Below are 12147 nucleotides of genomic sequence, written 5' to 3' on the forward strand. Positions count from 1 at the left end.
CAACGGCGACGCCGCCGGCCGCCCGGCCGACCGGGGCGGGCCCGGCCGGTCCGAGCGCCGGCGGGGCGCCCGAGCGCCGCCCCGCCAGCCCGCCGCCGGTGAAGCTCCCGGTCAAGCCGACCGGGACGCCCGGCGCCCGGCAGGTCGTGGACGCGTTCAAGGCCGCCGGGCTGAAGGTGCCCAACCCCCGGGACCGGTCGGTCGACTGCGGCCCGGACGGGCTCGGCCTGGGCTGCTCCGAGCTGGTCGCGACCGACGCCGTCACGGTCTACGTCTTCCCCGACGAGACCAGCGCCAGCGAGATCGCCGAGACGTGGGGCGGCCAGTCGTTCCGGCGGGGCACGGTGGTGCTCAACTACCTGGAGGCGAAGACCCCCGCGGCCGACCGCGCCAGGTACGAGAAGGTCCTCACCAGCCTGCGCTGACCGTCCGGGCCGGATCCCCGCGCTGAACCGCACCCGCCCGCGTCGGCGGCCCCGCCCGGGGACTGGCGGTGGTGGGTCGGGTCGGTCGTGCCGGTGCGACTCAGCCGCGTAGGCGCAGGCCGCGCGGGGTGGCGCGGAAGCCGGCGGCGGTGAGGGCGTCGCGCAGTGGCGAGGAGCGCACCGCCTCGCCGTCGGCCCGCTCCACCGACATCGCGCCCAGGGCGCCGGAGTGGACCGCGTCGGCGAGCGCCTTGCCGGCCGCCGCCAGCAGGTCGGTGTCGTCGGTGAAGGAGAGGATCGTCCGCCCGCCGCGTTCGACGTAGAGCACCAGGTCGCCGGCGACCAGCACCACCACGGCGCCGGCCTTGCGCCCCGCCCGGTGCCCGGTCGCCGGGGCGGCCCCGTCGCCCGAGTCGACCACCCGCTCCGGCCAGGGCAACGCCGCGCCGTACGGGTTGGCCGGATCCGTCGCGGCGAGCACCAGGGTGGGCCCGCCGCGCCCCCGCCCGCCGTCGGTGGGGTCCGCCAGCGCCCGGATCCGGTCCACCGCGCCCGGCACGGCGAACTGCGCCGCGCCCAGTCCCTCCACGAAGTAGCCCCGCCGGGCCGCGCCGCGCTCCTCCAGCGCGGAGAGCACCGGATAGACCGCGGCGAAGCCGCCGACCACCTGCTCGGCCATCACCGCGCCCCGGGTCACCACACCGTGCCGTTCGAGCAACACGTCGGCGAGGGCCGCGGCGCGGCGGGTCGGGTCGGTGTCGCGGTCCGGCAGGCGGGACCAGCGGCCGGCGACGGTCGGCGGGCCGCCACGCGTCGGCAGGGCCACCCGCCCGGGGCGCCGGTAACGGGTGCGCGGCGCGGTGGCCCGGGACTTGTGCGCCCCGCCGCCGCCGAGCGCCGCGCGCAACGGGGCGAGGGTGTCGTTGGTGAGGTGACCGGCCCACACCAGGTCCCACACGACGGCGGTCAGCGCGGCGTCGTCGGTCGAGCCGACCCGGTCGGAGAGCGACCGGAAGAACAGCGCCTGCCCGTCGCCGAGCGCGTCCAGGACCGCGTCGTGCAGCGGGGTGCGGGTGAGCGCCTCGTCGGGCGGGGGAAGCAGCAGGGGGGCGACGTCCGCGTACGCCAGGGTGACCCAGCCGTCGCCGCCGGAGATCGCCCCGGAGCCGGCCCAGAGCACCTCGCCGCTGGCACAGAGCTCGTCGAGCTGGGCGGGGGAGTAGTCGGCGACCCGGCCGGGCAGCACCAGCCGTTCCAGCGCCGACGCCGGCACCGCCGCCCCCTGCAACTGCTCCACGGCGGCGGCCAGCGCCTCGACCCCCCGCGCCGACGAGCCCACCTGCTGCCAGCGGGGCAGGAACGCGGCCAGCGCGCGCGGCGGCACCGGCTCGATCTCCCGGCGCAGCGCGGCCAGGGACCGGCGCCGCAGCAGCCGCAGCACCTCCGCGTCGCACCACTGGCTGCCGACCGTGTCGGGGGTGAACTCGCCGGCGACGACCCGACCGGTGGCGGCGAGCCGGCGCAGCGCCTGCTCGACCACGAAGACGCCGAGCCCGAAGCGGGCCGCGCAGGTGGCGGCGGCGAACGGCCCGTGCGTACGCGCGTAGCGGGCGACCAGGTCGCCGAGCGGATCGGCGACCAGGGCGAGGTAGGCCTCGGCCACCCCGACCGGCAGGGCCACGCCGAGGGCGTCGCGCAGCCGGGCCGCGTCCTCGATGCCCACCCAGCGCTCCTCGCCGGCGACGCGCACCCGCAGCACCCGGCGGGCCGCCGCCAGCTCGGTCAGCCACCCGGGGGAGGCGCCCCGCTCGGCCAGCTCCGCCTCGGAGAGGTCGCCGACCACGCGGAGCAGCTCGACCACGTCCTCCGCGTCGCGCGGGCGGCGCTGCTCGGTCAGCCAGCGCAGCTGCCGCTCGGTCTCGGCCAGCACGGCGGGGTCGAGCAGCTCCCGCAGGTCGACCCGGCCGAGCAGTTCGCCCAGCAGGGTCGAGTCCAGCGCCAGCGCGGCGGCCCGGCGCTCGGCCAGCGGAGCGTCGCCCTCGTAGAGGAAGGCACCGACGTAGCCGAAGAGCAGCGACCGGGCGAACGGCGACGGCTGGGGGGTCTCCACCTCGACCAGGCGCACCTTGCGGGCGGCCAGGTCGCGCATCAGCTGGGCCAGCGCGGGCTGGTCGAAGACGTCCTGGAGACACTCCCGGGCGGCCTCCAGGGTGACCGGGAAGTCGGCGTACTCGCGGGCGACGTCGAGCAGCTGGGCGGCGCGTTGCCGCTGCTGCCACAGCGGCTGGCGGCGGCGCGGGTCGCGCCGGGGCAACAGCAGCGACCGGGCGGCGCACTCGCGGAACCGGGACGCGAAGAGCGCGGACGTGCCGACCGACTCCTCGACGAGCTGGGCGATCTCCTCCGGCTCGAAGACCACGACGTCGGCGCCGGGTGGCTCGTCCGCCGTGTCCGGCAGGCGGACCACGATGCCGTCGTCGGACGGCATCACCTGGGCGTCCACGCCGTAGCGCTCGGCGAGCCGGCGGCCGATGGCCAGCGCCCACGGCCCGTTGACCCGGGCGCCGAGCACGCTGTGCACGGCCAGCCGCCAGTCGCCCAGCTCGTCGCGGAACCGTTCGACCACCACCGTGCGGTCGTCGGGCAGGGACCGGGTGGCGGCCCGCTGTTCGCGCAGGTAGGCCATCAGGTTGCCGGCGGCCCAGTCGTCCAGGCCACCGGCCCGCAGCGCGGCGACCGCCGTCTCGTCGTCCTGCTTGAGCAGGGCCCGCACCCGGGCGCCGATGGCCCGGCCCAGCTCGACGGGTCGGCCGAGCTGGTCGCCCTTCCAGAACGGCATCTTCGCCGCCTGCCCCGGTGCCGGGGAGACCAGCACCCGGTCGGGGGTGATCTCCTCGATCCGCCAGGACGACGAGCCGAGCAGGAAGACGTCGCCGACGCGGGACTCGTAGACCATCTCCTCGTCCAGCTCGCCGACCCGGGCGGCCCGCTCCGCCCCCGCGAGGAAGACGCCGAAGAGGCCCCGGTCGGGGATCGTGCCACCGCTGGTCACCGCGAGGCGCTGCGCGCCGGGCCGGCCGGTGAGCGTGTCGGTGGCGCGGTCCCAGACCAGCCGGGGCCGCAGCTCGGCGAACGCGGTCGACGGGTAGCGGCCGGAGAGCATGTCGAGCACCGCGTGCAGCGCCGAGTCGGGCAGCTCGGCGAAGGGCGCCGCCCGGCGCACCAGCACGGCCAGGTCGCCGACGCGCCACGGCTCCAGCGCCACCATGGCGACGATCTGCTGGGCCAGCACGTCGAGGGGGTTGCGCGGGTGGTGCAGCTCCTCGATGGCGCCCTCGGCCATCCGCTCGGCCACCACCGTGCACGACAGCAGGTCGCCCCGGTGCTTGGGGAAGACCACCCCGCGGGAGACCGCGCCGACCTGGTGCCCGGCCCGGCCCACCCGTTGCAGCCCGGCCGCCACGCTGGGCGGCGCCTCGATCTGCACCACCAGGTCGACGGCGCCCATGTCGATGCCCAGCTCCAGGCTGGAGGTCGCCACCACGGCGGGCAGCTGGCCGGACTTGAGCGCCTCCTCGATGTGCTTGCGCTCCTCCCGGGAGACGCTGCCGTGGTGGGCGCGGGCGATCACCGGCGGCGCCCCGGCCGCCGCGCCGGCCTGCGCCATCAGCTCCGCCGGCGGGCGGCCGACGCGCACCGGCCCCACGGGCCCGCCCCACTCGCCCGCGCCGCCCGGCGTGGGCCCGGCCTCGGCCTCGGCGCCGCGTCCCGCGAACTCGGCCCCCGCGTCGCCGGGACCTGCGGGTGGTGCGGCCAGCGCACCGTCGGGCCGCGCGGGCGGGGCGGCCAGCGCGTCGGCGGCCAGCTCCTGCCCGGCCAGCTCGTTCAGCCGGGCGCAGAGGCGCTCGGCGGAACGCCGGGAGTTGGTGAAGACGATGGTCGAGCGGTGCGCCCTGACCAGGGAGAAGACGCGTTCCTCCAGCGCGGGCCAGATGGACGCCCGCCGCCCGCCGAGACCGCCGAGGTCGTCCTCCGGCGGCTCCTGCTCGTCGAGGCGGGTCATGTCCTCCACCGGGACCTGGACGCTGACCTCGATCGTCTTGGCGGTGGGTGGCGCGACCACGTCGACGGGGCGGGCGCCGCCGAGGAAACGGGCGCACGCGTCGACCGGCCGGACGGTGGCGGAGAGGCCGATCCGCTGCGCCGGGGCGGGCAGCAGCTCGTCGAGGCGTTCCAGGGAGAGCGCGAGGTGGGCCCCGCGCTTGGTGCCGGCGACCGCGTGCACCTCGTCGACGATCACCGTCTCGACGCCGCGCAGGGAGTCGCGGGCGGCGGAGGTGAGCAGCAGGAACAGCGACTCGGGTGTGGTGATGAGGATGTCGGGCGGGGTGCGGGCGAAGGCCCGCCGCTCGTCGGCGGGGGTGTCGCCGGTGCGCATCCCCACGGTGATGTCCGGTGGGGCGACGCCGAGGCGGGTGGCGGCCTGCCGGATGCCCGTGAGCGGGGTGCGCAGGTTGCGCTCGACGTCGACCGCGAGCGCCTTGAGGGGGCTGACGTAGAGCACCCGGCACCGGTGCCGAGGGTCGGCCGAGGCCGGCTCGCGGGCCAGCCGGTCGAGCGACCAGAGGAACGCGGCCAGCGTCTTGCCCGAACCGGTGGGGGCCACCACCAACGCGTTGCGCCCGGCGGAGACGGAACCCCAGGCGCCGGTCTGGGCGGCGGTGGGCGCGGCGAAGGCGGCGCCGAACCACTCCCGGGTGGCCGCGCCGAAACCCGCCATCGCCTCCGTCACGCCATCCATCCTGCCCCGGCGGTGCGACATCCAGGCCTCCGGCAGGGGCGGAGTGCCCTGCTCCGGCTCATACGCGATGTTTGCGCGGTCAATCCGTTAAGTCTTACTTAACTGCTTGCTTGTATCCCACAACATAAAGTAACTTCACCCGGAGCGTCAGCCTGGGGGTGGAGGGGATCGGATTGGCCGTCGAGCAGCGGAGCTTCGAGCCCGGCACCGACGTGCTCATCCGCAAGGTCGACAGTCACCTCGCCGCCGTCCGCACCGGCCTGTCCGGCCCGGAGCTGGAGCTGGCCGAGCGGCTCGCCGCCGCGCTGCGCGAGCTGGTCGTCTCCACCGCGCAGGCCAGCGCGGCCGACCGGGGCCAGGTCCGCGCCGCGGTGCACTACTTCGTGCTGCGGCGGGAGAGCCGGGGCCGGCTGCTACCGGTGCGCTCCCTCGCCGCCGCCCAGCGGGTGGTCAACAAGGTCGTGGTCCAGCTCGGCCGTCCCGACCTGCTGGTGGAGCCCCGTCGCGAACGCCCCGCCCGGGAGCCCGTCGCCCCCACGGCCACCGCCACCGCCACGGTCACCGCCGACGTCGCCGTCGGCTGACCGCCGCCCTGCGGCCGCCGTCGGGCAGGCCGCCCGCCCGCCGCCGTTCGCTGATCGCACGCCCCGCCGCCGTTCGCCGTTCACTGACCGCTGGCCCCGTCGCCGTGCTGCTGACCGCCCCGCCTCCGGCGCCGTTCGCTGACCGCCGGCTCCGCCGCCGTTCGCTGACCGGCCGCGCCCGGCAACAGGGACGAATTCGCGCAAAACCGCCCGCCGGGCGACGAACTGGCGTGTGATCGCACCTAGGTGCCGTCCCACCTCCGGCGCGCGCCGCAGCCACCTCGACCGGGAGCGCGGGTGCTCGTACTGCTGATCCTCCACTTCGTGGCGGCGCTCGTCGCGCCCCTGCTCGTCCGGTGGTGGGGTCCCCGCGCCTGCTATCCGCTGGCGCTGGCGCCGGCGGCCGCGTTCGGGTGGGCGCTGGCCCGCACCCCCGCCGTCCGCGACGGCGGCGCGGTGGTCGAGACGTACCCGTGGATCGGTCAGCTCGGCGTCGACCTGGCACTGCGGCTGACCACCCTGTCCTGGCTGATGACCCTGCTCGTCGGCGGCGTCGGCGCGCTGGTGCTGGTCTACAGCGCGCACTACTTCGGCCGGGAGTCCATCGGCGTGGCCCGGTTCGCGGCCGTGCTGGTGGCCTTCGCGGGGGCGATGCTCGGCCTGGTCCTCGCCGACGACCTGCTACTGCTCTACGTCTGCTGGGAACTCACCACGATCTTCTCGTACCTGCTGATCGGGCACAGCGCCGAGCGGCGCTCCAGCCGGTGGGCGGCGGCGCAGGCGCTGACCGTGACCACGCTCGGCGGGCTGGCGATGCTGGTGGGGTTCATCATGCTCGGCGAAAGCGCCGGCACCTACCGCTGGTCGGAGATCGCCGCCGCCCCGCTGCCGGGCGGGGCGTACCTCGTCACGGCGGTCGGGCTGATCCTCGCCGGGGCGCTGTCCAAGTCGGCGCTGCTGCCGTTCAGCTCGTGGCTGCCGGTGGCGATGGCGGCCCCCACGCCGGTGAGCGCGTACCTGCACGCCGCCGCGATGGTGAAGGCGGGCGTCTACCTGATCGGGCTGCTCGCCCCGGCGCTGGCGAGCACGGGGCCGTGGCGGCCGGTGGTCGTGGTCGCCGGGCTGGCCACCATGCTGACCGGCGGCTGGGCCGCGCTGCGGCAGACCGACCTGAAACTGCTGCTGGCGTACGGCACCGTCAGCCAGCTCGGCCTCATCGCGGTGGCGGTCGGGGCGGGCACCCCGGACACCGCGCTGGCCGGGGTGGCGATGCTGCTGGCCCACGCCCTGTTCAAGGCGCCGCTCTTCCTCGTCGTCGGCATCATCGACCACGGCGCCGGCACGCGCGACCTGCGGGAACTGTCCGGGCTGGGGCGCCGGGCCCCGCTGCTCGTCACCGTGACGGTGCTCGCCGCCGCGTCGATGGCCGGGCTGCCACCGCTGGTCGGCTTCGTCGCCAAGGAGGCCGTGCTGGCCGCCTTCACCGACCGGCCCGCCGTCGTCGCCGTGCTGGTGGCCGGCACCGCGCTCACCGTCGCCTACAGCGCCCGGTTCGTCTGGGGCGCGTTCGCCACCCGACCGGGCGTGGAACCGACCGTCCTCGGGCGGGTCCCCGCGTCGATGCTCGCCCCGCCGGCCGTGCTGGCCGCCGTCGGGCTGGTCGCCGGCCCGGCCGCCGGGATCCTCGACGGCATGCTCCGCCCGTACGCCGAGCTGTTCGGCGTCGTCGGCAAGGACCTGGCGCTGTGGCACGGCCTCAGCCCCGCGCTCGGCCTCTCCGCGCTGGCCGTGGCCGGCGGCGCGGCGCTGTTCGCGCTGCGTGGGCCGCTCGCCCCGGTGCTGGCCCGGCTGCACGTCCCGGTCAGCGGCAACCAGGGGTACGAGTGGTTCACCCGCCGCTTCGACCGGCTCGCCATCGAGGTCACCGGCGCCACCCAGCGCGGCTCGCTGCCGCAGTACCTCGGCGTCATCCTGCTCGTGCTCACCGTGGTGCCCGGCGGGGCGATGCTGGCCACCCGTCCGTGGCAGGACCGGATCGCCCTCTGGGACAGCCCGTTGCAGGTCCTGGTGGTGGCGATCGTCACCGTCGCGGCGGTGCTCGCGGTCGGCGCCCGCCGGCGGCTGACGGCGATGCTGCTGGTCGGCATGACGGGCTACGGCACCGCGATGCTCTTCGTGGTCTACGGCGCGCCGGACCTGGCGCTGACCCAGTTCCTCGTCGAGACCGCCACCATCGCGGTGTTCGTGCTGGTGCTGCGCCGGCTGCCGGAGCGGTTCTCGGCCCGCCCGAAACGCCGGCGGTGGGTGCGCCGGGCGATCGGGCTGGCCGTCGGCGTGGTGGTCGGCGGGCTGGCCCTCACCGCCGCCTCGGCCCGGCGGGCGCCCACCATCTCCGACGCGTTCCCCGACCTCGCCGTCACCCAGGGGTACGGCCGCAACGTGGTCAACGTGACCCTGGTCGACATCCGGGCCTGGGACACCATGGGCGAGCTGTCGGTGCTGGTGGTGGCCGCGACCGGCGTGGCCAGCCTGGTCTTCCAGCGGTCCCGGACCGGACCCCGCCCCCGCCGCCCGGAGCCGCCGAGCCGGGTGCAGCGGCCGGGGCACCGGGTCTGGCTGCGCGGCGGGGCGACCCTGCACGAGCGGCAGCGCTCGATCGTGCTGGAGGTGGTGACCCGGCTGGTCTTCCACACGGTGGTGGTCTTCTCCCTGTTCCTGCTCTTCTCCGGCCACAACGCGCCGGGCGGCGGCTTCGCCGGCGGCCTCGTGGCGGGCCTGGCGCTGGCCGTGCGCTACCTGGCCGGCGGCCGCTACGAGCTGGCCGAGGCCGCCCCGGTCGGCGCGGGCACGGTGCTCGGCGCCGGCCTCCTCGTCTCGATCGGCACCGGGGCCGTCGCCCTGTTCGCGGGCGGGTCGGTGCTCCAGAGCGCCCGGATCGACCTGTGGCTGCCGGTGATCGGCGAGTTCTACCTGGTCACGTCCCTCTTCTTCGACGTCGGCGTCTACCTGGTGGTGGTCGGGCTGGTGCTGGACATCCTGCGCAGCCTCGGCGCCGAGGTGGACCGGCACATCGAGGCGGCCGGCGAGTCCGGCGGCGGGCTGCGGGTCGACCGGCAGGGGGAGCGGACGTGAGGACGGGCGCTGCGGGACCGACCCTGATGCTGGTCGTCGCCGCCGGGGTGCTGGTCGGCTGCGGGGTCACCCTGCTGCTGGAACGCAGCCTGACCCGGATCCTGCTCGGTGTCATCCTGCTCGGCAACGGGGTCAACGCGCTCATCCTGCTGGGCGGCCGCGCGGGGAGCGCCCCGCTGGTCGGCACGGCGCCCGCCGGCACGTTGAGCGACGCGCTGCCGCAGGCCATGATCCTCACCGCCATCGTGATCACCTTCGGGCTGACCGCGTTCCTGCTGGCGGTGAGCTACCGCAGCTGGTATCTGACCGGCGACGACGAGGTGCCCGACGACATCGAGGACCGGCAGGTCAGGCAGGCAGCCGAGCGCAACGAGCCGGCCGCCGCCGACTTCGGGGGTGAGGGCCCGGACGCCGACCCCGAGCAGGTCGACCCGGAGCCGCCGGGCCGGTTCCGGCGCGGGGACGGCCCCGGATGACCGGGTACGCGGGACGGGGCGCCCGATGAACCGGCTCGTGCCGCTGCCCGTGGTGGTGCCGCTGCTGGGCGCGGCGCTGACCCTGCTGCTGGCCCGGTGGCCGGGGCTGCAACGGGTCGTCAGCGTGAGCTGCCTGGTGGCCACGCTGACGGTGGCGGCGGTGCTGCTGGTGCAGGCGTACCGGCACGGGCCGGTGGTGGTCCAGGTCGGCGGGTGGCCGGCGCCGGTGGGCATCGTGCTGGTCGCGGACCAACTCGCCGCGCTGATGCTGGTGGTCTCCTCGGCGGTGACCCTGTGCGTGCTGCTCTACTCCGTCGGCCAGGGGCAGGGGGACGTCGGCGAGACCGCCCCGGTGACCATCTACCACCCCACCTACCTGGTGCTGACCGCCGGCGTGACGAACGCGTTCCTCGCCGGCGACCTGTTCAACCTCTTCGTCGGCTTCGAGATCCTGCTGGCCGCGAGCTTCGTGCTGATCACCCTCGGCGGCACCGAGACCCGGATCCGCACCGGCTCGACGTACGTGGTCGTCAGCATCCTCAGCTCGATGATCTTCCTCGCCTCGGTGGGGCTGGTGTACGCGGCCACCGGCACCCTGAACATGGCCCAGCTGGCGCACCGGCTGGACGCGCTGCCCGACGGCGTACGGCTGACCCTGCAGCTGATGCTGCTGCTCGCCTTCGGGGTCAAGGCGGCGGTCTTCCCGCTCTCGGCCTGGTTGCCGGACAGCTACCCGACGGCGCCGGCCCCCGTCACGGCGGTCTTCGCCGGCCTGCTCACCAAGGTCGGCGTGTACGCGATCATCCGCACCGAGACGCTGCTCTTCCCCGGCGGGCGGCTCGCCGGGCCGCTGATGGTGGTGGCCGGGCTGACCATGGTGGTCGGCATCCTCGGCGCGGTGGCCCAGTCCGACATGAAGCGGCTCTTCTCGTTCACCCTGGTCAGCCACATCGGCTACATGATCTTCGGAGTGGGGCTGAGCACCGTGGCCGGGCTCTCCGGCGCGATCTTCTACGTGGTGCACCACATCACCATCCAGACCACGCTGTTCCTGGTCGCCGGGCTGGTCGAGGAGCGGGCCGGCAGCACCGACCTGCGCCGCATCGGCGGGCTGGCCCGGGCGGCCCCGCTGCTCGGCGTCCTCTTCTTCGTCCCGGCCATGAACCTCGCCGGCGTGCCGCCCTTCTCCGGGTTCCTCGGCAAGCTCGGCCTGCTCCAGGCCGGCGTCGCGGCCGGCGAGCCGCTGCCCGGCGTGCTGGTCGCGGCGGGGACGGTGACGAGCCTGCTCACCCTCTACGTGGCCTCGCGGGTGTGGAACATCGCCTTCTGGCGCGCTCCCCAGCTCGCCGCCACCGAGCCGGTCGTCCGCCTGCCCGCGCTGATGGTCGGCGCGACGATCGCGCTGGTCGGGCTGGGGCTGGCGCTGACCGTCGTCGCCGGGCCGCTGTTCGACGTCACCGCCGACGCGGCGGCCGACCTGCGCGAGCGCACCCCGTACATCCGTTCCGTGCTGCCGGCCGGTGCCCCGTGACCCCGGCCCCGCAGGCGCCGCCGCGCGGGCGGGGGCGGCGGCGCGACCAGTTGATCGCCTTCGGCTGGCTGGTGCTGGTCTGGAGCCTGCTCTGGGGGGACTTCTCCTGGGGCAACCTAACGGGCGGGGCGCTGGTGGCCGGCGCCGTGCTGCTGTTCTTCCCGCTGCCGCCGGTGAGCTTCGGCGGCCGGCTGCGCCCCGGGCCGCTGCTGGTCTTCGCGCTGCGCTTCGTCGGCGAGCTGGTCAGCGCCAGCGCGCACGTCGCCCGGGTCGCGGTGCAGCCCGGCTACCAGCCCCGGAGCGCCATCATTGCGGTCCGCCTGCGGATCCGCACCGACCTGAACCTGGCGCTCACCGCCGAGGCGATCTCGCTGGTGCCGGGCACGCTGATCCTCGAGGTGGACCGGGACGTCGGAGCCCTCTACGTGCACGTGTTCGACACCCACGGCCCGCGGGACCTCAGCGGCAGCCGGCAGCGGATCCTCGCGGTCGAGCGGCGGCTCGTCCGCGCGGTCGGCTCCGTCGCCGAGGTCCGCCGGGTGAGCGCCGATCCCGTCGAGAGGGGACCCTGACCCGTGACCACGTTCCTCGCCGTCACCCTCACCGCCCTGTTCTCGGTGACCGCGCTGCTGGCCCTGATCCGGCTCTACCGGGGGCCGTCGCTGATCGATCGGGTGGTCGCGGCCGACATGCTGCTGGCCACCATGCTGGGCGCGGTCGGCGCGGAGGCCGCGGTGAACCGCCACGCCACCACGCTGCCGGTGCTGGTGGTGCTGTCCATGCTCGGCTTCGTCGGCTCGGTGTCGCTGGTCCGCTTCGCCGTCCGCGAGGACGGGGAGGCCTGATGTGGGGCACCCTGGCCGACTGGCTGGGCGGCGGCTGCCTGGTGGTCGGCGCCCTGCTGAGCCTCGCCGCCGGGATCGGGGTGCTGCGCTTCCCGAGCACGCTGGACCGGATGCACGCCGCGACCAAGCCGCAGGTGCTCGGGGTGCTGCTCCTGCTGCTCGGCCTGGCGCTGCGGCTGCGCGCCCCGGCCGACCTGGGCATGGTGGCGCTGGTCGGGGTCTTCCAGCTGGCCACTGCCCCGGTGGCGGCCCAGATGATCGGCCGGGCCGCGTACCGCACCGGGCGGGTGGACCCGGCGCTGCTCGACGCCGACGAACTCGCCGACCGCTGACCGCCCGCCAGCGGCGCCAGC

Annotated in this window: 9 protein-coding genes; 8 read left to right on the forward strand and 1 reads right to left on the reverse strand. The window is 75.8% G+C overall.

Annotation, left to right across the window (positions count from 1 at the left end):
* A partial coding sequence (locus tag AB0G08_RS23925) for a hypothetical protein (RefSeq protein WP_358091645.1) occupies window positions 1–425 on the forward strand: 425 nt, incomplete at its 5' end.
* Window positions 426–525: 100 nt separating this feature from the next.
* Here the strand turns inward: AB0G08_RS23925 and AB0G08_RS23930 are convergent.
* Window positions 526–5205, reverse strand: a complete 4680-nt coding sequence (locus AB0G08_RS23930) for a DEAD/DEAH box helicase (RefSeq protein ID WP_358091709.1) — start codon at window positions 5203–5205, stop codon at window positions 526–528.
* A 179-nt stretch (window positions 5206–5384) separates the two neighbouring features.
* On the opposite strand from AB0G08_RS23930, the gene AB0G08_RS23935 reads away from it, so the two are divergent.
* The 7 genes from AB0G08_RS23935 to mnhG all read left to right on the forward strand — a co-directional run bounded on the left by AB0G08_RS23935 (window position 5385) and on the right by mnhG (window position 12126).
* The gene (locus tag AB0G08_RS23935) at window positions 5385–5810 is read left to right on the forward strand and encodes a hypothetical protein (RefSeq protein WP_358091647.1); all 426 of its coding nucleotides are present in this window, start codon (window positions 5385–5387) and stop codon (window positions 5808–5810) included.
* Between the two features lie 297 nt (window positions 5811–6107).
* A complete protein-coding gene (locus AB0G08_RS23940) occupies window positions 6108–8942 on the forward strand; it encodes a Na+/H+ antiporter subunit A (protein WP_358091649.1) in 2835 nt (944 codons plus the stop codon).
* Between the two features lie 26 nt (window positions 8943–8968).
* Entirely contained in the window at window positions 8969–9418 is a 450-nt protein-coding gene (locus AB0G08_RS23945) for a Na(+)/H(+) antiporter subunit C (RefSeq protein ID WP_358091711.1), read from the forward strand.
* Between the two features lie 25 nt (window positions 9419–9443).
* On the forward strand, window positions 9444–10949 hold the full coding sequence (locus AB0G08_RS23950; RefSeq protein WP_358091651.1) for a Na+/H+ antiporter subunit D: 1506 nt from the start codon (window positions 9444–9446) through the stop codon (window positions 10947–10949).
* On the forward strand, window positions 10946–11521 hold the full coding sequence (locus AB0G08_RS23955; protein ID WP_358091653.1) for a Na+/H+ antiporter subunit E: 576 nt from the start codon (window positions 10946–10948) through the stop codon (window positions 11519–11521). Before AB0G08_RS23950 ends, AB0G08_RS23955 begins: the two co-directional genes overlap by 4 nt.
* 3 nt (window positions 11522–11524) lie before the next feature.
* Entirely contained in the window at window positions 11525–11794 is a 270-nt protein-coding gene (locus AB0G08_RS23960) for a monovalent cation/H+ antiporter complex subunit F (protein WP_358091655.1), read from the forward strand.
* Complete coding sequence (gene mnhG, locus AB0G08_RS23965; RefSeq protein WP_358091657.1) at window positions 11794–12126, forward strand: monovalent cation/H(+) antiporter subunit G; 333 nt, start codon at window positions 11794–11796, stop codon at window positions 12124–12126. Before AB0G08_RS23960 ends, mnhG begins: the two co-directional genes overlap by 1 nt.
* Window positions 12127–12147: the final 21 nt, after the last annotated feature.

Origin of the sequence: Micromonospora sp. NPDC023644, from assembly GCF_040640115.1 — a bacterium.
Classification (GTDB): domain Bacteria; phylum Actinomycetota; class Actinomycetes; order Mycobacteriales; family Micromonosporaceae; genus Micromonospora.

Excerpts from the sequence above, each read along its gene's own strand:
- AB0G08_RS23930 (WP_358091709.1), bottom strand. The coding sequence starts at position 5,205 with ATGGCGGGTTTCGGCGCGGCCACCCGGGAGTGGTTCGGCGCCGCCTTC.
- AB0G08_RS23945 (WP_358091711.1), top strand. The coding sequence starts at position 8,969 with ATGCTGGTCGTCGCCGCCGGGGTGCTGGTCGGCTGCGGGGTCACCCTG.
- AB0G08_RS23950 (WP_358091651.1), top strand. The coding sequence starts at position 9,444 with ATGAACCGGCTCGTGCCGCTGCCCGTGGTGGTGCCGCTGCTGGGCGCG.
- mnhG (WP_358091657.1), top strand. The coding sequence starts at position 11,794 with ATGTGGGGCACCCTGGCCGACTGGCTGGGCGGCGGCTGCCTGGTGGTC.